This window comes from Candidatus Defluviilinea proxima, from assembly GCA_016721115.1.
GTDB lineage: Bacteria > Chloroflexota > Anaerolineae > Anaerolineales > Villigracilaceae > Defluviilinea > Defluviilinea proxima.
Map to the genome: position 1 here is coordinate 1398828 of JADKIW010000001.1, position 24075 is coordinate 1422902.

Here is a 24075-nt window from a genome sequence, read left to right on the forward strand (position 1 = left end):
TGCCCCTACGGGATTTACTTCGTTTTTGCAACCACTGCCGCAAATGTTTGCGGGTCGCGGATTGCCATGTCGGATAACATCTTGCGGTTGAGCTCAATGTTCGCCTTCTTGAGCGCTGCCACCAACTTGCTGTAGGTGGTGCCATTCAGGCGGGCCGCGGCGTTGATACGGGCGATCCACAACTTGCGGAGGTCGCGCTTGCGCACGCGGCGATCACGGGTGGCGTACCAGAGGCTCTTGAGCATGGCCTCATTGGCTCGCTTGAACAAGCGGTGCTTGGCGCCACGCTGTCCCTTCGTGATCTTCAATACTTTCTTATGACGTTTGTAGCCCTGAGGGCCGCCTTTCACTCTCATATTTTATCTCCTGCAAACTCGCGGGCGTCGGCTGATTAAGCCAGTTGCGTACACCCGAAAGCCGCAACTAAAAAGGATACGATTTCCGGAAGCAGGGACGCGCCCTACGATTCCATGTGGGGCGCCAAGCGTTTCACGCGCTTGATGATCTTCGAGCCCTTTACTTCGTGCATTTCAGACAACTGAGACTTGGTACGCTTGGATGTGTTTCTGCGAAGGTGGCTTTTGCCGCCTTTGGTGCGCACAACCTTGCCGGAACCCGTCAGGCGAAAACGCTTGGAGGTTGCCTTGTGGGTCTTCAGTTTCTGTTTACCGCCAGATTTGGCTTTACGAGGCATTGTAACTTGCTCCTTTCAGACAAAATACGCAGTACTGCGTTCATTTCCAACCATGACTTTGTATCTATATTTTGATACCAGCATGGAACTTGGTAACTTGATTACAGACAACAAAACCGCGGGACTAATCGTGCTCGCCCGCGGACTCTTCAACATCTTTGGGTCTTTCTCTGGGACTAGGCTTCCGCTTCTTGCTCAGCTGGAGTCTGATCCGTTTTCTCTTTCTTTTTTGCTACGCCTTTGGCGGGTGCCAACACCACGAGCATTGTGCGGCCTTCCATTTGCGGCGGTTGTTCTACTGTGCTTACATCAGAGAGTGCTTCAGCAATTTCTCTCAGGTCTTCGAGTGCGATCTCGGGATAATCCATTTCGCGGCCACGGAACTTGATCGTCACGCGGACTTTGTTGCCGTGCAACAGCCAGCGGCGCGCATCGTCCACTTTGAAACCACGGTGCGCCTCGTTCGTTTTGGGGCGCAGGCGGATTTCTTTGACCTCGATCTTGGTCTGGGCCTTGCGTGCCTCACGATCCTTTTTTGCCCGTTCGAAAACGAACTTACCGTAATCGATCACGCGGCAAACAGGTGGGGCGGCGTTGGGAGAAACCTCTACCAGGTCCATCCCGGCATCGCGTGCCATTTGTAAAGCTTGTTTGATGGGAACGACACCAACATTGTTGCCATCCGCCCCGATCAAACGGACTTCATTGACACGGATTCCCTCGTTAACTCGAAACTCTGTAGCGCTGATAAGACTCTCCTATTTAGAACAGTTAACCAGCCATCGGCTGGTTTTTGGCGGGCTGATAATACCATGAAGGCGTGTGACTCGTCAACAAAATAAGCCATTGACGGCAAATTCGTCCACTTTTGGCGATTTTACGGGGTTTTATTTGGTCACCAACTTACCCCAACCTTTTCAGGTATGATCGGATAGTTATAGTGGAGGATAATTCTCTTGTGAACGAGCAGGAAGCCATTCTACAACTTAAACAGGGGAATATTGCCGCTTTGGAGTTTTTGGTGAGCCGCTATCAGGTGAAGGCTGTGCGCACAGCTTATCTGATCACACGCGACTCGGGGCTGGCCGAAGATGTGGTGCAGGATTGTTTCGTCCATGTGTTTCGCTCCATACGCGGATTCGATGGTACGCGTCCATTTGAGCCGTGGTTCATGCGGAGCGTAGTCAATGCATCAGTGAAGATCATGCAAAGGTCGGCGAGGCAGATTGAGATTGGGGATGATGCGGACGAATCCATTTTTGCAGAATTGGTTTCAAGAGTTGAATCCGTTGAAGAGCAAGTCGAGTCCATTGAAGTCCAAAATGAAATTTGGAACGCGATGCAAAAACTATCGCCAAGACAAATGGCTGTTGTTGTGCAACGATATTTCCTTGAGATGAGCGAAAAGGAAATGGCAGATGAATCTGACTCAGCAATTGGTACGGTGAAATGGACATTGAATGCGGCACGTGAACGCCTACGTGGTCTACTCGGTGATACACACCGAAGGAGCGATAAATGAAAAATAATCGCATGAAAAACTTACTTGAAAATGTCGCTCGCCACGCTGTGCCTGAAAGCGTAAATTTGATGCCGCGTATCGCGGTTCGGTTGGAAAGGAAATCATTGATGATGAAGTTACGTGCAAAACCTGTATTGTCTCTTTTGCTTGTTCTGTTATCGCTTGTTTTATTGACCAGTGTTGTGTATGCCATTGGTAAGGTGATTGGTTATGTTCCTGGGGTTGGCTTGGTGGATCAAAGTGTGCCGTTGAGGATGCTCAATGAAAAAGTGGAAGTGAAAAAAGAAGGTGTTACAGTTGGCGTATATCAAGTGGTGGCAAATGCAGAGTACACATTTGTCGAATATGCCTGGGATGGTATCAGTATGCGTAGACCCGAACAGCTTTTTCCCTTTTGCGGTGCGACTCCTTATTTGAAACTTCCCGATGGTTCTACTTTGGATGTCTGGAGTGGTGGATCGGGTGGCGTTGGCGGTCAGGTAGGTGAACCAGTAAGGTTTGAGACTACTATTTACTATCCTCCGCTTCCCGTGGATGTTAATAAAGTTACCTTTGTTCTGGACTGTATCCTTGCGAAAGGTACTGGGCCTGAAGATTGGCAAATTCCTTTTGAGTTGATTCCTGCACCTGAAGGGTTTGCAACCCCTGGAGTGGAATTGGGATCAGACTTCGTTTCTTCTGGACCTAAGTTTGATGTATTGCCCACATCCACACCGGAACCCATGCTCACGCCTTTCCAGTACGAGCAATCTTTTCCAAATACTCCAACACCTGTGCCGAATGGATCGGGTCTATATCTTGAGCAGGTGATTGAGTTACCTGACTCATATATCCTGGTTGGCAATTTTGTAGACGCTGGTGATATGCCTGGTCCCATGTTGACGACAGGAAGTGTATATGATTACTTGCCAAGGATCGAAGATGCAGATGGAGAAACCGTCACATTCAAACCACGTGATGACATTAAACCGCTTGTCGATTGGGGCGGTGTTTATAGCTGGGCATATGAGATCCCCAAGTCCACGAAGATGCCTCTGACGATTATCCTCGATAGCATCAATATCGATGCAACCAGTGTTGCCAGGTTTGATTTCAATGCCGGCCCCAATCCACAAGTTGGGCAGGTTTGGCAATTAAATCTGCCAATTCAAATGGGGAAGTATGAATTCATGATCGATACAGCTGAAAGGATCGAGGATGGCTATCTCTTCCGGTACCATTCGGGCATCGATGTGCCTCAAGGGACATCGTTCATGCTTGATATTGTGGGAAGCTCGCAGGAACGCGGGCCTTCAGCAGGTGAGGAGGATCGCCGTCCCACAGATATCGTGAAATATTCACAAAATATCACCTATCTGGTTCCCCCGCCTACAGGTCAACTCACTGTGGAGTTGATGTTTTTTGAGACTGTTCCGTTGCAAGGTCCATGGACGTTGACATGGGCACCAACATCGAAACCATGAATAAAAAAGCGGAGAACTGAACAGTTCTCCGCTTTTGATTTTTACAACTCAGGCGCTCTTCTAGCAATTCTATCCTTCGCCCGCGCAATGAACTCACCGAGTGGAATGTTGTTCTGCTGGCTTCCGTCCCGCACACGCAGGGACACTTGCTCTGCCTGCATCTCGTTGTCACCGACCACGATCATATATGGCACCTTCATCAACTGTGCCTGTCTGATCTTGGCGTTCATGCGTTGTGACGCCAAGTCGGCATGTGCACGGATGCCATTTTCACGAAGCTGTTTTGCGATCTTTTCCGCATATTCATTCTGGCTGTCCGTGATCGAAATGACGCGTACCTGCTCCGGTGAAAGCCACACGGGGAAGTTGCCTCCGTAATGTTCGATCAGGAATCCGACCATGCGTTCATGCGTGGAAAGCGGCGCGCGGTGAATACAAAGCGGAATTTCATCAGCGCCTTCCTTGTTCGTGAACTTCAAGTCAAAGCGTTCGGGCACGGCAAAGTCCACTTGATTCGTGGCGAGTGAAAACTCGCGCCCAATGGCAGACCAGATCTGCACGTCAATTTTTGGACCGTAGAACGCGGCTTCATCCTCTCGCTCCACATACGGCACGCCACCATTATCCATTGCTCGGCGCACCATGTCTTCCGTCTTGAGCCAAAGCTCAGGGTTGTCCACATACTTTTTGCCGAGACCAGCTTTGGAGTGAAGAGAGAGGCGCATCACATACTTCTCGATGCCGAACAGTTCGAAGTATTTTTTGTATAACTCGATCACGCCCATAAACTCCTGCTCAAATTGTTCCTCAGAACAATAGATGTGGGCATCGTTCATCTGCATCGAGCGCACGCGCATCAAGCCGAACAACTCGCCTGATTTTTCATAGCGATAGCACGTGCCATATTCTGCAAGGCGGACAGGCAGGTCACGATAGGAACGTCCCTTTGAACCGAAGATCTTGTGGTGCATCGGGCAGTTCATCGGCTTGATGTAATACTTCACGCCCTCCAATTCCATAGGCGGATACATGCTCTCTGCATAATAGGGAAGATGTCCTGAGCGCAGGAACAAGTCTTCCTTCGTAATGTTCGGCGTGCGCACGCGCGAGTAACCCGCCGCCTCTTCCATTTCCTTGGCCAGCTTCTCCAACTCTTCGATCATGATCCCGCCGTTGGGTAGCCACAACGGCAAACCAGGGCCAACCTCATCGTCAAAGATGAAGATCTCCAAGTCTTTGCCTAGCTTGCGATGATCGCGCTTCTTGGCTTCTTCCAGTTGATGCAAATATTCTTTCAACTGGTCTTTGCTTTCCCATGCCGTGCCATACACGCGCTGGAGCATCTTATTGTTCTCGTCACCGCGCCAATATGCGCCCGCTACGTTCATCAACTTGAATGCATCTTGCTTGATCTCTTTCGTGCTTTCCACGTGAGGTCCACGACATAAGTCCGTGAATGTATCGTGTTGGTAGATCGAGATTTCAGGTTTCTCTTTCAGCGGGTTGCCGTATTCATCCAAACCGCCTTTTTCAAGTCCATCGATCAATTCCAATTTATACGGCTGGTCCTTGAATATTTCACGCGCCTCATCGGCAGACACGACCTTCTTCTTGAACTCATGTTTGCCTTGCACGATCTGTCTCATGCGTTTTTCGATGGCTTCCAGATCCTCTGGCGTGAGATTACGCGGCAGATCGAAGTCATAATAAAAACCGTTCTCGACGGGAGGCCCGATCGTAACCTTGCCATCGGGGAACATTTCCAAAACGGCCTGCGCCATGACGTGCGCCGCCGAATGACGGACCTTATAAAGATGGGACTCTTCGTATTTTTCCTGAACTTGTTGCGACATTTTCGCTTCCTTTCTTGATACTTCGGCTTCGCTCAGTACGAGCTTTGGTTTGCTTCTGCTTCGAGGACACTTTCTCGCGTCTCGAAGGGAAGCAGTAAGGGCATAACACGTTATGCCAAACCTTCGAGGCGCTGACGAGTGTGGGTAGTCATAGCGACCTCCTAATAAACAAAAATTCTCGCCCGAAAACGGGACGAGAATTGAATTCACGCGGTTCCACCCGATTTATACCGAAGATCGTAAAGATCTGATGGGTATATCTCTTCAGCCTCTAACGGAGCCATCCGTTCAACTTACTTGCTAAAAGCTAATTGCTCAAAGCTTTGGGCTTCACGCTCGCGAGTGGTTTTCTGTGATTTCCCTGGAAGAGATTCTCAATCTGCGCTCTCTTCTCCCTGTCAGGGATTTGACCACATACTCGTCTCGGTCAATGCGTTTATATGACTGGTATTATATGCCGAATAACAGGCATGTCAAGTTGAAGGATCGTATATGAAAATTCACCAAGCTGTTTCAACCGATAGTTTACTTTTGTCCACGCTGAGCATGGAGGTACAACGCCTTCACGCTGAACATCATCCCGATATTTTTAAAATACCGCGAACTGATGATTTTGCCGTTCAGTTTTTCGATACAATGCTTGCTGATCCGCTGGTAAGGATCTTTATCGCCGAAGAAGATGGGAAGGCTCTTGGGTGTGTGTTGTGTAAATTGATCGAGCGGGAGGAGAATCCGTTCACAGTGGCGATGCGCTATCTTTTGGTGGACCAGATCTCAGTCCAGCCTGAGGCGCATGGAAAGGGTGTTGGGAAAGCATTGATTGCACAAGTCGAGCATCTGGCCAAAGAATGGAATGTGGTTCGCATCCAGCTTGACTCTTGGGGCTTCAATCTTCATGCGCATGAGTTTTTCGAAAAAAACGGATTTGTGAAATTCAATCACCGTTTTTGGAAGAGCTTGTAAAGAAAAAAGCCTCCGCATTTCGCGGAGGCTTTTGTTTTAGCCGTTCTTTCTTTGAAACTCAGCCATGAAGTCTACCAGCGCTTGTGCACCTTCGACCGTTACTGCATTGTAGATGGATGCACGCATGCCACCCACGGAACGATGTCCCTTGAGACCGATCAAATTTGCTTTTTTGGCTTCCTTCGCGAAAGTCTCTTCGAGTTCTTCGCTGGGGAGGCGGAAGGGAATGTTCATAAGAGAGCGGGCCTCGGGCTGAGCGTGTCCACGATAGAAACCGCCACTGTTATCAATGGCTTTGTAGACCAGATCCGCTTTGGTGCGGTTGATCTTTTCAATGGCGGCCAGACCACCCATCTTCTTTGCCCATTGGAAGACTAGACCAACAATGTAGATAGCGAAGGAGGGCGGGGTGTTGTGCAGGGAGCCGCTTGCCGCGAGTGTTTTGTAATCGAGCATGACAGGCAGGTTGGCCGGTGTACGTTCGAGCATATCATCGCGGGCAATTACAACGGTCACACCGGATGGACCAGCATTCTTCTGGGCACCAGCGTAGATCAAGCCGTACTTGGAAACGTCAACTGGGCGGCTGATGAAATCTGATGATGAATCACAGACCAAAGGAACGCCAGCGGGAGGTGTTGGTTCGGCAAAGAATTCCACACCATGAATGGTTTCATTGGATGTGAAATGCAGGTAAGCGGCTTTGGGGTCAAGGTCAAGTTTTTCGGGCAGACCTTTGAAGCCTTCTTTTTCGGTGTTGGCAGCGGCGCGCGCAGTGCCGAGTTTTTGCGATTCTTTAAGAGCGGTCTTGCTCCAGGAGCCGGTCACGATGTAATCAGCAGATGCACCAGCGGCGCGCAGATTCATGGCAACCATGGCAAATTGCAAAGATGCGCCACCTTGCAGGAACATGATCTTGTAGTTGGCAGGGATGCCGAGCAGTTCACGCAGATCTGCTTCTGCGGTTTGGATGACCGCTTCAAATTCCTTGGACCTGTGACTGATCTCCATTACAGACATACCTGTACCTTTGAAATCGAGTAATTCAGATTGTGCCTGTTCAAGAACTTCAAGTGGCAAGCCGGATGGGCCGGGGTTAAAGTTGAAAACACGTTTCGTCATTGGAATAATACTCCTTTGGTTTTGGATAATAACTTTGCCAATCTTTATATGGTTATAAACTGGTCTAGTTCACTTTATTATATCTAGCGCTGAACGAATCCATAAGAACAATAGGCATATATATTACCTGATATATGTCGTTAACATGAACTTTTGGTTTGCGCAAAGTTACGAACACCCAAACATTTTTTGATTTGTATGACAGGTTGGGGAATAAAAAAACCATTCCGTTGAGGGAATGGCTTTTCTGTGGGCGAGATAGGGCTCGAACCTACGACCTCTGCTATGTCAAAGCAGTGCTCTAACCAACTGAGCTACCCGCCCGAAGGATTGACATTATAACGAGGGTATTCCAAATTGACAATGCCCAGCTTCAAGCGCAAGGCAAAGGATGCTCCTTGCGGTATAATCCCACCGCTATGACAAGACGTAAAGCACCCGAGGATCTGTCTGTTGAAGAGTTGCGTCGCTTGTTGATCGAGAAGCGACGTGGTGCGCGGCGCGAACGCCTTGAGCACTTTAAAAGAACAGGACGTGTCGCAGACGTGGAGCCTGATTCGTTGGCTCCAGTTGTGGATACGCTTGAAGGAAGCAGTGACCAGCCTCAGGTCCAGGTTTCGACGCGCCGCCGGGTGATAGATCGTGTTCTTTTGGTAGTGGAAGTCCTTGCGGTTGTCGGGCTTGTGGGCGTCCTTATCAGCGGCTTTAGCTTTTTGCGTGAAGTAAATGAGCAAGCAGCCTCCTTGTTGATACAGGAAACTCTTACACCGACTCCGCTTGTGATGGCGGTCGTTCTTCCTTCGGGACATCTGCCTCCGGATGCGCAAGGGAATACACGCCCGAACGATGCAGAGATACCGGAACATTTGCGCCCAATGGTGCAGTCATTGGCGAGCATTGCGATCCCTACAGCCGCACCAGACCAGGCGATACGCCTGCAGTTGCCGGCAATCAATATCGATGCTCCGATTGTGCAAGGCGATGGTTGGGAACAGCTCAAGAAGGGTGTGGGGCAGAGCCTGAGCTCGGTGAATCCGGGTCAGGTTGGCAACGTAGTCCTTTCGGCGCATAATGATGTGTACGGCGAGCTTTTCCGCAATCTGGACCGGCTGGCGCCGGGCGATCAGGTGATCTTATACACACAGCAGAGACAGTATGTCTATGTTGTGGACCGCACGGCGATCGTGGAGCCGACAGCGGTGGAAGTGATGGCATCCACGGGAAGCCCAACGGTAACGTTGATCTCGTGTTATCCATATCTTGTTGATAAACAGCGCATTGTGGTCTTTGCGCGATTACAAAACTAGGAGTTTCAAATGGCAAAGAGAATTAAAGCAACATCGTCAACTGTTACTGAGTTCAATCCCGATTATTCGCATGTCAAGCGCGACCTGAGCCGCATTGGTGTTCTAGCGGGATCGTTCTTCGTTATCTTGATCGTGCTTTCGTTTTTCATCAAGTAACCGCTTGCGGTTCCATCCCGGTGGGGATGTATGTGCCTCGCTGGAATCATTGATATTGCGTTCTTCGTACTGCGTAGTTTACGTGTCACGGATTACGCAGTATTATTTTAAACAAGGACTCGGACGATGACAGAACCAACAACTCACGAAGTAACATTGACCACGTTGACCTACGGGGGCGATGCAATGGGGCGACTCTCCGACCCCCTCACGGGGGCAGGTAACCGTGCGGTCTTTGTTCCGTTTGGGTTGCCGGGGGAGCGAGTCCGTGTGAGGTTGGTGGAGGAGAAAAAGAATTTCGCGAGAGGCGAAATCGTTGAGATCCTTGAAGCATCACCGGAGAGAATTAGTGCGAAGTGCGTACATTTCGGCGAATGCGGCGGGTGCCATTATCAGAATCTTCCTTATGAAAAACAAATTCAGGCAAAGACGGATATTCTCATTGATCAACTCAAGCGCATCGGCAAAATAGAGAATCCACCTGTTCATCCAATGGTGGCATGTCCCAACCCGTGGAATTATCGGAATCATGTGCAATTCTCATTGGACCAAGATGGTAAGTTGGGATTTGTAGGGGCAGGTCTTACAGTGATTCCGATCACGGAATGTCACCTCCCTGACCCAGCTATCAATGAGTTTTGGCCCCAGCTTGAGTTTGAACCTGAAACAAATATCGAACGTGTCTCTGTACGCGCTGGCGTGGACGATGATTTGATGCTCGTCCTTGAATCAGACACTCCTGAAACACCCGAGCTTGAGATCGAGGCAGGGATTTCAATCACACATGTGTACGAGGATCATACAGTTGTCATTGCTGGCAGTGACCATATCATTATGCACGTGTTGGGCCGTGACTTCAAAGTCTCTGCTGCTTCGTTCTTTCAAGTGAACACGGCCATGGCAGAAAAAATGGTTAAGCATCTGCTTGCCTGTCTGCCTGTTTCCCCGTCTGCAACTTTGCTCGATGTCTATTGTGGCGTTGGGTTGTTCAGTGCCTTCCTTGCACCCAAATGTGGGCGTGTGATCGGGATCGAATCGTCCGAATCTTCGTGTGAAGATTTCGCCGTCAATTTGGATGAGTTCGATAACGTGGAACTTTACGAGGGAGATGCCGAAGATGTGATTCCGCATCTCGAAGCGGATCCAACTATCGTTGTGGTTGACCCGCCGCGTGCAGGTTTGGATAAAGCTGTTATCGATGGGCTCCTGAAGTTGAGTCCGAGTCTGATCGCGTATGTTTCGTGTGATCCATCTACACTTGCGCGAGATGCGGCACGACTCATCAACGGCGGGTATCGTTTAAAAGAAGTCACACCTTTCGATCTGTTCCCGCAAACGTATCACATTGAAAGTATTTCGATCTTTGAGCGTTAAATGACAGCGACCCCGCTAAAACGGGGTCGCTGTGTAAAAGATGTTTGTTAACTTGCTGGGGGAACTTCTGTTGCCGTGATGGCTGGTACTGCTTTGATCTCGCGGTAAGTCAATGTCCAAACAATTGAGTTGTACACCTGTTGCCAACTGCCTAGTAATGCCCAAGGTGAGAAGGCGATGGTGAAGAACAACGGCGCCACGAAGAGGAAGCCCGCGACCCACGGAAGCCAACTGCTGAGGAAGGTGCTGAAGATACCGACGAACAGCAGGTAGGGCAGGGCAGATACAAGCACGGCGAGCACAGCTGTCACGATCAGAACGGGGATGGAGACCACGACCAGAATGATGAGTACAACTGCCCAAACGATTCCCAGACCGATCATGACCAACCACATCAGGCCCACATTCTTCCAGTTCTCGCGCACCAGTGTGAACCCACGTTGGAATGACTCGCGCACGCCGGTGTCTTCAAGCACGCTGATCCGCCAGAAGAAGTTTCGTAACAGGCCCAACACAATGCTTAAGATCACAACTACGAAAATGGTGATAACAGCGAGAACAACTGTGGTTACGGTGCTAAAGGCGGCGAAGTTCGCTGTCCCATTCATCCATGCAAAGTAGAGACCGAGCCCTGCGAAGAGCAATGTCACCATCAAGGCGATCATGGGCAGATTTACGATCAGGTTGATCAGGAACAAACGCCATGCTGAAGGCGACCATCCAATGCGGAACCCTTCACGAACAGTCATTTTATTGCCGGTGGCTTCATACTCGTCCACCATGCGGATGACCGCAGTCTCAGAGACGTAACGTGCAACAGCCATCACGATCCCTAAGAGGATCATTACCAGTACGAAGGCGCCGATAACCCAAAGGAAGGTGGTCAGGTCTTTACCTGAGATATCCATATCCGGGATACCCTGCTCGAATATTTTGTGCATCTCGCTTTGGGCATCTTTGAAAGCTTCCTGCATGTTTTCCGGCGTTGGTTGCCATGTTGTATGCTTCTGGTTTTGTTCATACCGCGAACTGCTGTTCGAATTGCCGCTGGAACCACCAGCCGCCAGCGCCAAGATCAGGCCAAATACCCAAAGAGCACGATAACTCCACAGGATGTGCCACGAACGTTTTAAAATTTTGACGGGGTCAATATACATTGTATTTCTCCTTGTTGACATTGTCCTGAAGATGTACTTCGGGACAAACTTTCTATTTCGCTTCTTTCTTAACTGTGAGCCTGTCTCAGCCTTCGAGGGGTTGGCCATTCACCTGACGCGTATGACGTGCCCACCAAACTGCAAACCATGCGAGGTATAAAACTGCAACTGCGAGATGTAAAACGAGTTGCGGGAACACACTTCTTGTATAACTCTCAGACCTCTCAGCCCATTGCAGGCTATCGCCTTGCAACACACCGACCTGTCCCATTGTTGCTGTCCAGGTGCTTGCCTCAGATGAACTTGAGACGAGTGAGGCGGTTGTCTTATCCAGTAATCCGATAGCATCTGCTACAGAAACTACGTTGCTAACAACCGTGGTTGTGCTGATAAAGACCCAGATCATCAACAGTCCCACTGGCATCAGCCACCAGCTTATATCAAAAGGACTGCGGCGCTCCGTTGCCGGAGCTCTTCGCTGAGGGAGCTGTAGATTCACCTGTGAGACAAACCGTTCGTGTGAAACGAACTGCGGCGCAGGCGCTTCTTGCAACAGTGCCGATAGTCCCTGTAGCGACTCGAATTCTGCCTGACAGATCTCACATTCAGCGAGATGTTCCTCTACTTGCTGAAGATGTCTGCCTTTCAATTCTCCATCGAGATAGGCGTTCAACCATTCAGTGACGTGGTTAGACATGTTCGGCCTCCAATAAAGACAATTGCGGTTTCAATTTCGATTTCAATAAGTTCCTTGCATAATTCAAACGTGACATGACAGTTCCAACCGGTATATCTAATGTTGATGAAATTTCCTGATATGAAAGACCTTCGTACTCTCTCAGCACCAGCACTGCGCGGCTTGCATCAGGCAGTGCCATGATCGCCTGTTGTACCAGAGCGGTCCGCTCGTTTTGCGATACGAGAGTTTCAAGGCCGGGCTGTCCATCGGTTAGGGGCATCTCGTCGATATCGTCGGGCATGATGCGCTTGTTCTTGCGGACCATATCCATCCCGGCGTTGAAAGCGATGCGATACAGCCAATTGCGGAGAGGCATATGCGGACGGTAGGACGATAAGTTTTGCCAGGCGCGGATGAAGGTCTCTTGTGATGCATCTTCTGCGATCAACATATCGCCGCACATGCGGTAGACAACATTCAGCACACCCTGCGCGTGGATGCGGACCAATTCGCTAAAGGCATTTCGGTCGCCATTTTGCGCTTGTACTATAAGTTGTGCTTCGTTCGTTGTGTAAACAGTAGCCACCGCGAGACAAACCTTTCTGGATTTACTTGCTCTTTCTATTATCTTAACGCAAAACCCTTTGGCTTTATTCGGTTTTCGTCGATTATTTTTTTTAGCCTGACGGACATTATCTTAACGTTACCCCCCTGCTTTTATTCGAAAAATAAAGGGCGACCCTTGTGAGGTCGCCCTTCTGGTTTTACACTTTCTTATCCGTTTTATCTGTCTTGCCCGTCATTCCCTTGCGGATCTCAGACCGCAACTGTTCGGCTTCTTCCGAACGTGTGCCTTGGGTCTCGTTGGCGAGGGCACCAAAACGGTCGGAGAGTAGCATGGCGAGTAAGGCTTCCATGATGTTGCCGGAGCCACTTTCCTTGTCGGCCCCTACAACTACACGGGGCACCACATCCACTTTCGATTTCTCGATGGCCTCAGCAAAGCGATTGAGCACGGTTTGCGTCACCTGGAATTGCGGTCCACCGTACGCACGGACCTGTTCCTCGGTGGCGAGAGCTTGCGCGATACCGATGCGGGCGATTTTTTCGGCTTCGGCTTCTGCCAACGCGCGGATCTGGGCGGCCTGTTGGATGGAGCGTTGGTATTCCGCTTTACCCTGACTGGTTTGAATTTCAATGTTCAACTCAGCCTGCGTCATACTTGTCTGCATTTGAGCGCGGGATTCCGCCTCGCGGAGTTCACGTTCCTTGAGCGCGGCCTTTTCCTGCCGGCCGTATGTTTCAACCTGCTCTTCAGCGACCTGGCGCGAGCGCAACTGCGTGAGGATGGTTTCGATCTGCACATCATCAGCCTGTGAAGACGGCGTACCGATCAACACTTCTTCCAATTCAAGGTTGTAGTGCTCGAACTTTGTCTTCATCTCTGAACTGGCGATCTGTTGAATGGAACTTCGCTCCTGCAAGAGTTGGATCAATGTGCGGGTCTGACCGATATTCTTGAAGTAGGCCGCCACCATCGGGTCGAGCGTTTGTTCGACGAGACGTTTGATGTCGCCGAAGCGTTGGATGACCAACGGAGCCTTTTTATAGTCAATGTGCACGACCACCGAGAGCGGCAGGGACGGTTCGAAGGCGTCCTTGGTGATGAGCGATACTTCACTCAGGTTCTCGTCAAACTTGTGTGAACCCGTCTGACTGCGGATCCATTTGAGGATAAAGTTGGTGGTGGGGACGGAAACAACCTTACCGGCATATGTATTGAACGGATATTTGCCGGGCAGGAGCGCCTCTTCCCAAACACCACGCCTACCGCGTGCCACCAATTCACCGTGGCGATATTCCTTGCCTGAGAGGTCTTCACCGGTCTCACCGGTATAGGAGACCACGACACCTACGTTACCTACTTCGATGATCGTCTTTTGGATCATCTCAACAGTGGCAAACAAGCGGTTGACGTAGTAGGTACCTTCTACCAAAACTTGCAACTGACGGCCACGGAAACCGCCGGCCTTGAGGAACTTATCAGGGTCCTGGAATTTGTTGTGATATGTTTCGGCGTCTTTCGGGTCATCGCCAACCACTGGGGCGATGATCTCACCCTGACCTAGTGATGGGCCATCGTGGACAGTGGCAATACCGATCTTGTCGTCGGTATCTTTGATGATGACGGGGACAAAGCCACCACGTTCTGTGATCACTTGCGCCATGCGATTGATGATCTCCTGCTCTTCACGGCTGAGGGGCAGGGAATAGACGCGTTCATCGGTCAATACGATGAACTGCATCAGGTTGATGGCGTATGTACCTTCACGCAGGGTGCGGCGTTGCGGTCCACGTTGACCGCCGTTCTTGAGAAAGCCTTCCACATCTTGAAAATCGAAGGCTACCTCGTTGGAAGCGAGGGCTTGGGTGGGTTCGAGCATCTTGCCGTCACGGGCGAAGATGTAGCCGATCTTGCCTTGTGGAATAGTCACCAGTGGTGCCATCCGTACAACATATTGAATGGGTATCAGGTAATGCAAACCACCACGTAGAACCTTTGGTTGGAAGCCTGCTTCGCCGTTCAATGCAATGAAACCGGTCTTGATCGAACCGTTCATGCTAAATCGTTTTTCCACAATACCAATACGGGTGTTGGGGATAAAGCGAATACCTGACAGGATTATCAAAATACCGATACCTGCCAGCAACAATAAAAACGCTATTACTATGCCAGTCATTTGGACCTCCTTAGTGTCTCAATGTACCATTCTTTATACGATGACTGCCGAATGGGGTTGCGTAGTACGGAGGAACTACTCCTCGGCAAGCACGATCACTTTGTCGTTGGAGCTAAATATGACCTCTTGCGATTTGGGCGGGTTTGTGTGCACACCGTAAGATTTGCCAGAGCGCTTTGCCTCAGAAACGAGGCGGTAACCAATGGCAGTCTCTCCACGACGGCGGGCGGCCTCGACCACTGTGTAGAAGTTGACGGGTACACCGGTTTCCACGTAATCGCTGATGGGCTTGAGGTAGATCTCAGAGCCATCGGGGTCGAAAATATCTGTAAACACGTCGAACAGTTCGGCGTTTTCAGAAAGCTGGGTCAACATCAAGCTGACAAGGTGTTCGCTGACGATGAAATCATCAACTTGGGTTACTTCGGCGAGTTCGCGGTTCCGCAAGTCGAGCATTTCGCTGACGATGGAGAACGGCGTCGCATCTTTCTCGACCATATCGCGCAGATGCAAAAGCGTGACGAGAGTTTTCGCGTCGGCTTCCTGTGCTTCGAGTGTGCTATAGGCCAACACAATGACGTGGTCGTAATCTTCCACTTTCAGTTCATCAAGCATGGTGCGGTCTGTGGTTTCGCCTTCCTTCACGGTCAGCTTTTGATTTTTCAGTTGAATGCCCTGAGCTTTGAGCTGTGCACCGATGCCGTAGTTATCGGCCACAATGGTGATCATTGATCCCTTAGGCACGTAGTTATCAAGCTCACGCACGATGATCGCGCCACTGCGATTCCAGCCGAGGATGAGACATTTTTCAGGCTGGGGTTTGACGGGGACACGGCTTGAGCGTATGACAGCTTCCTTGAGAGGAAGCGAGCTGAGGTTAGAGAGGCGAACCGTATCATCGTCCTCAGAGATGGCAATGACCTGGTCGCCGCTTTCGATGCGTGAGTCCATGGGCGGGTTGAGGAGGATTTTCCCATCATTCTTGCGCAGGCCGATCACGCACGAATCTTCATACATTAAAAGAGATTCGCCGAAGGTCTTCCCTGTGAGTAAAGGCTCAGGCTTGAAATAGATCTCGTCGCCGCCGAAATCCATCAATTCGGTGTATACCGCCGAAAGTCCCGATTGACGCGATGTTTGTGCTACTACACGCGCGATCAAGTCGTTGGTGAGGATTGGCTGAATGGTATCGTTTCGCCCAACCATTTTGACAACGTTGATGTTTTCAGGTTTCCTGATCTGTGTGACGATGTGATATGGCTCGGTGCGGCGATTCGATGCGTTCGTAATTGCCAACACGGTCTTGATGACATCGGTATCGGGGTCGCTGTTTTCGGGCGGCAGAACGATGATGGATTTTGCGGTATGCGGACTCGCAAGCTCGAGATCGTTCGGGTCAATGGGGCTTCCGTTGCGACAGATGATGCGCGTCTTTCCTTTAACTTCAACCCGCTCCCGGATCTCATCCTCCATCTCCACTTTATCCTTATCGGCCAATACCACAATACGCGCCTTGCTCAGGTTTTCGTTTGCGGTCATCAACTCATTCAATACAGTGAAGATCTGTGCCGACCAACCAAGCACGAGTGTGTGCCCCTCTTCAAGTACCTGCGAACGTCCCTTTTGCAAATGTTCCATCTGGCCTTCGATGGCGTTATTCAACACGCCGATCAACGCGCTGACGACAAATACACCACCGAGTGTGACGAATAACATCACCACACGAAAGCCGGTGCCGGTATCGCCGCCCATTGTGCCGGAATCGAGCGTGCGCATCAGGCTTTCCCATGCGGCTTCACCGAACGAGAGAGGCCCGGTCTCGCCTTCTTGCACAAACCCCATGATTGAAATGACTGCGCCCGCAATGAGCACAACAGTCAGCGAAAGTACGAACAACATGCCGATCATGGCTGGCGTGCCGCGTGACATCAAATTATCGAAATGATAGCGAACACGTTGCCGAAATGTGGGATTCATAAAGCCTCCAAGGGTAATTTGGGTTGATTATAGGTTTTTTCATTCAACTTGCCAACAGGAATTGACTCCTACTTGATTCTGCCTATACTTGTTTATAAAGTTGGGGTAACCCCTCATGTATAAAAGGAGACTCGTATGACAAACAAACTCACTTGGTATGGGCATTCCACCCTTGGCCTCGAGACTGGTGGCTATAAACTCATCATTGATCCCTTCTTTGATGGAAACCCCGCTTCACCGATCTCCCCCGAAACTGTTGAGGCAGACTATCTCCTCGTCAGCCACGGACATGGCGATCACGTGGGTGATACAGCCTCCATCGCCAAACGGACCGGCGCCACTATCATCAGTAATTTCGAGATCGCAGGTTGGTTTGAAGAGAAACATGGGCTGGAAAAGACGCACGGCCAGCACATCGGCGGCGGCTTCAAACATCCATTCGGGTATTTGAAGTTGACCTTGGCTTTACATGGTTCCGCTTTGCCCGATGGTTCGAACGGTGGAAATCCCTGCGGGTTTCTGCTGACCACAAACGATGGAAAGAAAATCTATTTTGCACAGGATACGGGCTTGTTCGGTGATATGAAATTGATCGGCGAAGAAGGACTCGACTTAGCCGTCATCCCTATCGGCGATAACTACACTATGGGTCCCGATGATGCACTGCGTGCGGTCAAGATGTTGCAACCGAAGGCAGTCATCCCCATCCATTACAACACATGGGGATTGATCGCGCAGGATGCAAACGCATGGGCTGAACGTGTGCAAAAAGAGACGAAGACAAAAGCTGTGATCTTGAAACCGGGGGAGAGTTATTCGGTGTAAAGTAGGCCAAAGATAAAAGACCGAGGACAACTGCCCCGGTCTTTTTGATTAATTCATATGTTGATTGGGCTTCACACTATTTGGTTTTGTAAAACCCCACGATCTGTTCTGCAAAGTCAACCAGGCTCTTCCGCAATGTGTCTGGCTCCAATACCTCCACAGCACGCCCCAGCCCTAACAAGTGCGAACGTGCGGTAATGAATGATTCGAATGGCAGATCGAATGTCACCCAGCCGTCGGCATCAGGGACATGCCTGTATGCAACCTGTCCACGTGCGCGATCACCAACATATTCTGCAAGCAGAGGGATGGCTTCCGGGGAAACCCGCACTTTCGCCATAAATGGCGGATGCGATTCGTATTCATCGCACCAACCCTCCCAAAATTCAACAAGGTCGAAACCGGGCGGGCGGATACATATCTCTGCCGTCAATTCCGCTTCGATGATCTGTGAAACGCGCACCACATGCGGATTCCCTCCGCGACCGTATACCAAATACCAGACGTTCGCCTTTGCAACCAGGCCGTATGGCTCAGCATCCTGTTCAAACTCTGTATTGAAAAACACCCAGCGAACTTTCATGCGTAAGCGGCGGTCTTGAAACAAGGCCTGCTGAATGGTCTGTAAGCAAGGGACATTCTGGTCCGATTGGAACCACCACGATGAATCCAAATGGACTCTCTGGCGTGTACGAATCTCGTCTGCGCGGTGTGCATCAGGCAGGGATGCGGAAAGTTTCAACAGGGCGCCTTTGAATTTTTCTCCCATGCCGAGTTGCATCACCGGTGCTGGGATGCTCATCATGAACAGAGCGCGTGTTTCGTCTGGCGTGAGACCTGTCAGTGTGGTGCGATATTCCTCGATCAGCCTCACCCCGCCTCCAGGTCCGCGTGAAGCGTAGACCGGGACGCCGGAGGTCGAGAGGGCGATAATATCCCGGTAAATGGTCCGTTCGGAGACTTCCAATTCATCCGCCAACTCCTGCGCGGACATTTGCCCACGGGTCTGGAGAAGCATCAAGAGGGAGAGTAATCTATCGGCTCGCATGATTTGCATTGTAGCAGGAATTCCTGACATAAGATGTCAGGTACTTCTGCTAAGATGTGACTATCTTCGAAGATAATAAAACTTGAGACGGAGTGAAAATGAGTGACATGAATGTTCGTGTTGTAAAACTGCCCGCCATGCGGGTGGCGTGTGTCAATGGTTTCGGGGAGGGGCCGGAGGGAATGGCGTTCGATAAGATGAAGATATGGGCAGAGGCACACGATCTGCTTCGCAAGCCGTATCGTCTGTTCGGGTATAACAACCCTGACCCTTCTCCCGGTTCGCCGAACTATGGCTATGATGTGTGGATCACAGTGGATGGATCAGTTCAAGAAAATGGTGATGCACGCATTATTGAATTCCCCGGCGGTCTGTATGCGGTGACACGTATCGAAGTGAAGGAACCGGGCGATGATATCCCTCGCACCTGGCAGGAACTGGTGAAGTGGATGGAAGCAAGCAAGTATCGTCATGGGCGGCACCAGTGGCTGGAGGAACACATTGGTTCCCTCGGCGCAATGGGTGGGGATCAGCCCTTTACGCTTGATCTGCACTTGCCGATCATGGAATAACATATAAAGAGACTGTCGCCTTATTGAAGCGACAGTCTCTTTACTTATTCTGCGAAGCAAAATTTTTTATAAAGACCAAAGAAAACCTCAGCATTTGCCGAGGTCAAGTCCTTCAACTTGCCGCCTTCAATACCTTCAACGCCCGCAACGTGACCCACTCATTCGGCTCTTTCATCTTCCCGAACCGCATCCAAGTCTTGCCATCGTAATTGTATTCCAACGGCCAGCGTCCCTCTGCATCCTGCTTCGAACGGATGAGTTCCATCGTATTCTTCAATCGTTTATCTTTGCCGTATCCCAATCGCTCCAACGCCTCTGCGATCTGCAAAAGGTCGGTGACGTAAAAAACGGGAAAGCCGAACTTCCACCAGTTGCCGCTCGGTTTTTCTGCCCAGCCATTTGGATAGTTTGCTGTAGACAGATCCACACCAAAGAAAAATTCAACGCCCTGTTGGATCGCCTTCTCAATGAGCACGCTTCTTTCCTTAACTGGAATTTGACTCAGCGCCAATAAAACTTTGGCCCCACCCCACGCACATGGAAGTTTGTTGTTCGCTCCACACGCAAAGTTTGGACCACACTTCCCTCCGAAATACCGGACCTCGGCATGCTTATCCTTCATCGGCGCGACGCCCTCGCCTGTGGTTGTGCGTGCCATCCATTCATAAGCTTTGTCCATGCGCTTGTCTTCGTAGCCCAACTCTTTCAATGACCAAAGCATATTCCCTTGCAGACAATCCACTGTCCCTGATGGAGAAGCGTTTGTCATCGCAGAGATTTGTCCGCCGGGGGTCAGTGCTTGGTCGAGATAATATTTACAAGCCAACTTGATGCGTTTGTCCTCTTTCACGGACGCACCCAACTGTGCCAACAAGATCAACGCCCACACCGTGGACTTGTACTTTGGCCCATAGCCCGTCCCTGCTCTCTGCCACCATCCCTCCTCGTTCATCTTCGAGAGAACATGCGCGATCGGCCCCTCCTTGTGCGCGGACTTGCGTGCCGTTTTCAATTGTTTGTCATCAGGGGAAAGGTCAAGCAGATCTCGCATCGCGAGATAACGAACACCGGGGTTAGCAGATTCCAACAACCACGGCAGAGAGTCGCTTTGTAGTTGATTCTTCCAAGACATGTGTGCCTCCTTTACGGGAAACGGATATCCCATGCTTGGAATCAGTATATCATTTCTTGATCGGCCTCTCGTTCATTAATTTGATAAAGACCTCTGCAACATGTGGATCAAAGTGACTGCCGATCTTCTCTTGAATATAGGCCAATGTTTTTTCATGCGACCATGCGGCACGGTAGGGACGGTCGCTTGTGAGCGCATCCCAGATATCCACTATGGCAAAAATGCGGGCGGCTAAGGGGATCTCTTCCCCTTTTAGTCCGCGTGGATAGCCTGTGCCATCCCATTTTTCGTGGTGGCAATAAGGGATATCAAGAGCGGAGCGTAGGTATTGAATGGGACGAAGCATGTTGTGCGCATGTATTGGATGCTGACGCATGATGTTCCATTCCTCATCGGTCAACTGGTCTTCCTTGAAGAGAATGTGGTCTGGGACGCCCATCTTGCCGATATCGTGAAGCAAAGACCCCCAACGGACATACGTTAATTCCTTACCGTTGAACCCGAAGGCCCGGGCCAATTCCACTGTGAGTTCGGTGACGCGCAGAGTGTGTCCTTCTGTTTCTTTATCGCGCAGATCGAGAGCATGTGACCAGCCTTCGATGGTCGCATCGTACGCTTTCAGGAGTTCTTCGTTGGTGTGTTGTAGATTTTCAAATAACGTGGCGCTTTCAATGGCAATGGTGGCTTGCCCTGCAAGCATTTCCAGAAAGCTTAGCCATTCGCTATCGGGGGAAATCCGTGAGCGATGAAAGATTTCAAGAACACCTTTGACCTCTCCCTGAGCGATCAGAGGTGTTGCGTAGTAGCTATTGAAGCCTCCATTTGTCAATTCAGAAGCATTGACCAGTCCCTGCGGGTCACGTTTTATATCAGGGATGTATATCACCTGACGTTGTTGGGCCGCACGCCCTGCCATGCCTTCTCCCAGACGTAGGGTGGTGTATTGAACCGTTGAATTCTTGAAGCCGTGGCTAACGCCGAATTCAAGTTGATCTTTGTCTTTGTTCACGAGCAGGATCGCGGCGGCGTCTACTTTAAGTTGTTCTGTGATTTGGTCGATCACCACCTTGAGCGATTCTTGCAGATCATGTTTGGATGCAATGGTGATATCTATGGCTCTCAGGGCCTGAAGATGTTCCAATCTGCGGGTGGAATCGTTGTAGAGTCTTGTATTGATGATCGCCAGTGCGGCTTGGTCTGCCAGACCTTTGAGTAGGAGCAACTCATCTTTGGTGAACTCGCGGCGTTCACCTACTGTGAAGGTGGCTAAACTGCCGATCAGTTCATGCTCATACGACATCGTGGCAAAGGCCATGGAGTACATATCCAGCTTGCTGAATTGTTCGATGTAGGGACGACGTTTGCCTTCCTGTAGATCGGGCACTGCAAAGACTTTTCCAAGGTTGCCGATGATGAGGTTGTATTCATTCCGTGGGAGCGGTACTATGCCTGCCATCATCTCGGTTGAGATCGCTGACCCTGCGGCGGGATATAGGACATCTCGCTTGGGGTCGTAGAGGGCCACCAATGAGATCGGTGTATTGAGCGCGTGTTTGATCTCTTCGCTGATGGCGGTCAGTAAGGGATCGAGGGCGAGTTGGGCGTTCAGGCGCGATGCCACGCGGAGTAGGGCCTCGGCTCGTGCGGCCTCATGTTGACTCTTTTGTTCTTTTACGACCAACTCGGTCTGACGGTCTTTTTCGAGGCCGTTGCGATGACGTGTAATAATGATGAGGAGAATGGATGTAGCGAGGATAAAGCTGAAGGGGCCGACCAGCATTTGGTCCAGTGTGACGCGTGTTGTCAGGAGGGGAAATATCAGGATCGATGTCAGATTGATCACGATGAGAATGACCAATTGTCTCATCCTAAGGTAAATACTCCCCAACCAAAGAGGCAGGATCATGAAATCAAACATGCCGGTGATGACGCTTCTGGGGTCTGACCACCCGATGAAGTACAGCCCGGCTTGGGCAATGAGGACGGTCAGGATGGCGGCTAACCGGATGTGATGTGTGCGGCTTATTGCGTAGACGATGCTGATGGCGATGGCAACGATGATCGTTTGACGATAGCCTGTGTAATTTTCCCACTCGATGAAGGTGACCGTTATTAGTTCTATCGTGATGGCTAGCAGGATGGTGCCAACCAGAAACCCGGAAAGCAGGGACGCTTGACGGCGTTGGTCGGGTTCTGTGATTTTTGATGAGGGGGCAATGAACCAACGCCAGAGTTGATCAATAAAGGATCTGGAGTCTGGTTTTCTCCAGGAAGATCCCGTGGAGGTCTCTTTCATGGCGATAATATTACTCTTAAACTAGCGTAGGGGGCAGATTAATATTGTTAGGTTTATTTTTCCTTGCAAGGATGTGAGGCAGGGACGCTTCGCAGTTAATTCTTCCAAGACATGTGTGGCTCCTTTTGATGAAGGATATCCCACGTATCTAGGAATAGTATAGCATTTTACAATATTCGTAAGAGTTGCAATTTTCCTTGTTCGTTCTCAGTATATAATTGCCGTAATCCACTATGAAAGGGGATCGTTTATGTCTGATCATTGTTTCATAAGTTATTCGAATGCCGATGGGTTAGATTTCGCGCGTCAACTGGTTAATACACTTGAAGGTGGACATCCTTATATTGCGACTTGGTTCGATAAAGATGATTTAAACCCTGCTGAGGATTGGGATGAACAAATAGCAGATGCTATGAGAGTACCTAAGATAGAGGACAAACGAAGTCAATCAAGTGAGAAGCATATTTTGGGAAGCGGCGCTTGGTCAATTGTCTGTGGTTGTAACAATACACAAAGAGTTGCAGGTTCTTAGCTAGCGATTGCATTCTTCTTGAGAAACATCTGGATTTACGAGCCAGTCGTTTCAGGTAGTGGCGCAAGTCCGCATTGACGGCTTCGACAGAATAGGTTTCGTGTTTGTCGGTTCGCATTTCATAAGGTGCGCCATAGTACAAGGTATCGTAAACAGGAAAAGCATCACTGTAATATCGTTTGGCTTGGGGTGCCCGTTCCAGGCAAGCTTGCAAGGCTTCAGAAGTTCTTTCCAATACTACATCCCAGCTTAGAACACAACGTGTGTCTCGATCCACAATCGTCAAGACGTAGATTTCGTTTTTTTCTTGCCGATGAAGGTGTACAACTCATCCAGTTCAGCCTTTTTGACCTTGGCTGGCACGGGAGCATTAGGTAGCTTGGCAGTGTACTGGCTGACCCAATTGGCAACACTTTGTGGATTGACCTTGAGCACTCGGCCAATCGAGCCAAAACTGCTACCTTCCACGTACATGCGAATTGCCAACAAACGGGTTGCTTCGGGATAACCGTGTTGGATTGGCTTCGGTGTATACACTCGGTTGCATTCACCGCATCGATAACGCTGGCTGCCTGACGGATTAAAGCCTGCTTTGTACTGTTTCCAGTTCGCCTGACATTTTGGACATTTCATGCCTCTGATTTTATTCTGTTTTTGATGTT

24 protein-coding genes and 1 tRNA gene are annotated in these 24075 nt (G+C 50.2%); 9 read left to right on the top strand and 16 right to left on the bottom strand.

The features are described 5' to 3' along the window. Window positions 1-14: 14 nt before the first annotated feature. The 3 genes from rplT to IPP66_06650 all read right to left on the bottom strand — a co-directional run bounded on the left by rplT (window position 15) and on the right by IPP66_06650 (window position 1443). Window positions 15-356: a 50S ribosomal protein L20 gene (gene rplT, locus IPP66_06640; GenBank protein MBK9924956.1), complete on the bottom strand. Its 342-nt coding sequence runs from the start codon at window positions 354-356 to the stop codon at window positions 15-17. A gap of 104 nt (window positions 357-460) precedes the next feature. Beyond that, on the bottom strand, window positions 461-694 hold the full coding sequence (locus IPP66_06645; GenBank protein MBK9924957.1) for a 50S ribosomal protein L35: 234 nt from the start codon (window positions 692-694) through the stop codon (window positions 461-463). Between the two features lie 176 nt (window positions 695-870). Next, window positions 871-1443, bottom strand: coding sequence for a translation initiation factor IF-3 (locus IPP66_06650; GenBank protein ID MBK9924958.1), 573 nt, complete (start codon window positions 1441-1443; stop codon window positions 871-873). Window positions 1444-1652: 209 nt separating this feature from the next. Here IPP66_06650 and IPP66_06655 point away from each other — a divergent pair, with 209 nt between their 5' ends. Further along, window positions 1653-2216, top strand: coding sequence for an RNA polymerase sigma factor (locus IPP66_06655; GenBank protein ID MBK9924959.1), 564 nt, complete (start codon window positions 1653-1655; stop codon window positions 2214-2216). Continuing rightward, window positions 2213-3679 carry a hypothetical protein gene (locus IPP66_06660; protein ID MBK9924960.1) on the top strand — a complete coding sequence of 489 codons (1467 nt, stop codon included), beginning with the start codon at window positions 2213-2215 and terminating at the stop codon, window positions 3677-3679. The genes IPP66_06655 and IPP66_06660 overlap by 4 nt, the downstream gene beginning before the upstream one ends. Window positions 3680-3720: 41 nt before the next feature. Here IPP66_06660 and IPP66_06665 read toward each other — a convergent pair whose 3' ends face one another. Continuing rightward, window positions 3721-5532: a threonine--tRNA ligase gene (locus tag IPP66_06665; GenBank protein MBK9924961.1), complete on the bottom strand. Its 1812-nt coding sequence runs from the start codon at window positions 5530-5532 to the stop codon at window positions 3721-3723. Between the two features lie 492 nt (window positions 5533-6024). Between IPP66_06665 and IPP66_06670 the strand changes: the two genes are divergently transcribed. After that, window positions 6025-6495 (top strand): GNAT family N-acetyltransferase, encoded by a 471-nt coding sequence (locus tag IPP66_06670; protein ID MBK9924962.1) that lies wholly within the window; start codon window positions 6025-6027, stop codon window positions 6493-6495. Window positions 6496-6531: 36 nt separating this feature from the next. Here IPP66_06670 and serC read toward each other — a convergent pair whose 3' ends face one another. After that, a complete protein-coding gene (serC, locus tag IPP66_06675) occupies window positions 6532-7617 on the bottom strand; it encodes a 3-phosphoserine/phosphohydroxythreonine transaminase (GenBank protein MBK9924963.1) in 1086 nt (361 codons plus the stop codon). A 250-nt stretch (window positions 7618-7867) separates the two neighbouring features. Then, window positions 7868-7941 (bottom strand) — tRNA-Val (locus IPP66_06680). A gap of 95 nt (window positions 7942-8036) precedes the next feature. On the opposite strand from IPP66_06680, the gene IPP66_06685 reads away from it, so the two are divergent. The 3 genes from IPP66_06685 (at window position 8037) to IPP66_06695 (ending at window position 10454) form a co-directional block, all read left to right on the top strand. After that, a complete protein-coding gene (locus tag IPP66_06685) occupies window positions 8037-8924 on the top strand; it encodes a class D sortase (protein ID MBK9924964.1) in 888 nt (295 codons plus the stop codon). 9 nt (window positions 8925-8933) lie between these two features. Then, window positions 8934-9080 carry a hypothetical protein gene (locus IPP66_06690; protein MBK9924965.1) on the top strand — a complete coding sequence of 49 codons (147 nt, stop codon included), beginning with the start codon at window positions 8934-8936 and terminating at the stop codon, window positions 9078-9080. Window positions 9081-9206: 126 nt separating this feature from the next. Next, on the top strand, window positions 9207-10454 hold the full coding sequence (locus IPP66_06695; protein MBK9924966.1) for a class I SAM-dependent RNA methyltransferase: 1248 nt from the start codon (window positions 9207-9209) through the stop codon (window positions 10452-10454). Window positions 10455-10501: 47 nt separating this feature from the next. Here the strand turns inward: IPP66_06695 and IPP66_06700 are convergent, their stop codons facing one another. The 5 genes from IPP66_06700 to IPP66_06720 all read right to left on the bottom strand — a co-directional run bounded on the left by IPP66_06700 (window position 10502) and on the right by IPP66_06720 (window position 17008). Next, entirely contained in the window at window positions 10502-11611 is a 1110-nt protein-coding gene (locus IPP66_06700) for a hypothetical protein (protein ID MBK9924967.1), read from the bottom strand. 85 nt (window positions 11612-11696) lie between these two features. Then, on the bottom strand, window positions 11697-12308 hold the full coding sequence (locus tag IPP66_06705) for a zf-HC2 domain-containing protein (GenBank protein MBK9924968.1): 612 nt from the start codon (window positions 12306-12308) through the stop codon (window positions 11697-11699). Beyond that, window positions 12301-12876, bottom strand: coding sequence for a sigma-70 family RNA polymerase sigma factor (locus IPP66_06710; GenBank protein ID MBK9924969.1), 576 nt, complete (start codon window positions 12874-12876; stop codon window positions 12301-12303). The genes IPP66_06705 and IPP66_06710 overlap by 8 nt, the downstream gene beginning before the upstream one ends. A gap of 178 nt (window positions 12877-13054) precedes the next feature. Then, window positions 13055-15031: a flotillin family protein gene (locus tag IPP66_06715; GenBank protein ID MBK9924970.1), complete on the bottom strand. Its 1977-nt coding sequence runs from the start codon at window positions 15029-15031 to the stop codon at window positions 13055-13057. A 75-nt stretch (window positions 15032-15106) separates the two neighbouring features. Next, the gene (locus IPP66_06720) at window positions 15107-17008 is read right to left on the bottom strand and encodes an NAD-binding protein (protein ID MBK9924971.1); all 1902 of its coding nucleotides are present in this window, start codon (window positions 17006-17008) and stop codon (window positions 15107-15109) included. A 135-nt stretch (window positions 17009-17143) separates the two neighbouring features. Between IPP66_06720 and IPP66_06725 the strand changes: the two genes are divergently transcribed. Beyond that, window positions 17144-17833: a metal-dependent hydrolase gene (locus IPP66_06725; protein ID MBK9924972.1), complete on the top strand. Its 690-nt coding sequence runs from the start codon at window positions 17144-17146 to the stop codon at window positions 17831-17833. Window positions 17834-17909: 76 nt separating this feature from the next. Here the strand turns inward: IPP66_06725 and IPP66_06730 are convergent, their stop codons facing one another. Then, window positions 17910-18890 carry a WYL domain-containing protein gene (locus tag IPP66_06730; GenBank protein MBK9924973.1) on the bottom strand — a complete coding sequence of 327 codons (981 nt, stop codon included), beginning with the start codon at window positions 18888-18890 and terminating at the stop codon, window positions 17910-17912. Between the two features lie 89 nt (window positions 18891-18979). Between IPP66_06730 and IPP66_06735 the strand changes: the two genes are divergently transcribed. After that, window positions 18980-19453 (top strand): GyrI-like domain-containing protein, encoded by a 474-nt coding sequence (locus tag IPP66_06735; GenBank protein ID MBK9924974.1) that lies wholly within the window; start codon window positions 18980-18982, stop codon window positions 19451-19453. Window positions 19454-19565: 112 nt separating this feature from the next. Here IPP66_06735 and IPP66_06740 read toward each other — a convergent pair whose 3' ends face one another. Next, window positions 19566-20585 carry a nitrogen fixation protein NifH gene (locus IPP66_06740; GenBank protein ID MBK9924975.1) on the bottom strand — a complete coding sequence of 340 codons (1020 nt, stop codon included), beginning with the start codon at window positions 20583-20585 and terminating at the stop codon, window positions 19566-19568. A 49-nt stretch (window positions 20586-20634) separates the two neighbouring features. Further along, the gene (locus tag IPP66_06745) at window positions 20635-22881 is read right to left on the bottom strand and encodes a GAF domain-containing protein (protein MBK9924976.1); all 2247 of its coding nucleotides are present in this window, start codon (window positions 22879-22881) and stop codon (window positions 20635-20637) included. Window positions 22882-23131: 250 nt separating this feature from the next. On the opposite strand from IPP66_06745, the gene IPP66_06750 reads away from it, so the two are divergent. Further along, window positions 23132-23413 (top strand): toll/interleukin-1 receptor domain-containing protein, encoded by a 282-nt coding sequence (locus IPP66_06750; GenBank protein MBK9924977.1) that lies wholly within the window; start codon window positions 23132-23134, stop codon window positions 23411-23413. Here IPP66_06750 and IPP66_06755 read toward each other — a convergent pair. Continuing rightward, window positions 23304-23690: an IS1 family transposase gene (locus tag IPP66_06755; GenBank protein ID MBK9924978.1), complete on the bottom strand. Its 387-nt coding sequence runs from the start codon at window positions 23688-23690 to the stop codon at window positions 23304-23306. The two genes, IPP66_06750 and IPP66_06755, sit on opposite strands and share 110 nt — an antisense overlap. Window positions 23691-23695: 5 nt before the next feature. After that, entirely contained in the window at window positions 23696-24046 is a 351-nt protein-coding gene (locus IPP66_06760; GenBank protein ID MBK9924979.1) for an IS1 family transposase, read from the bottom strand. Window positions 24047-24075 lie beyond the last annotated feature (29 nt).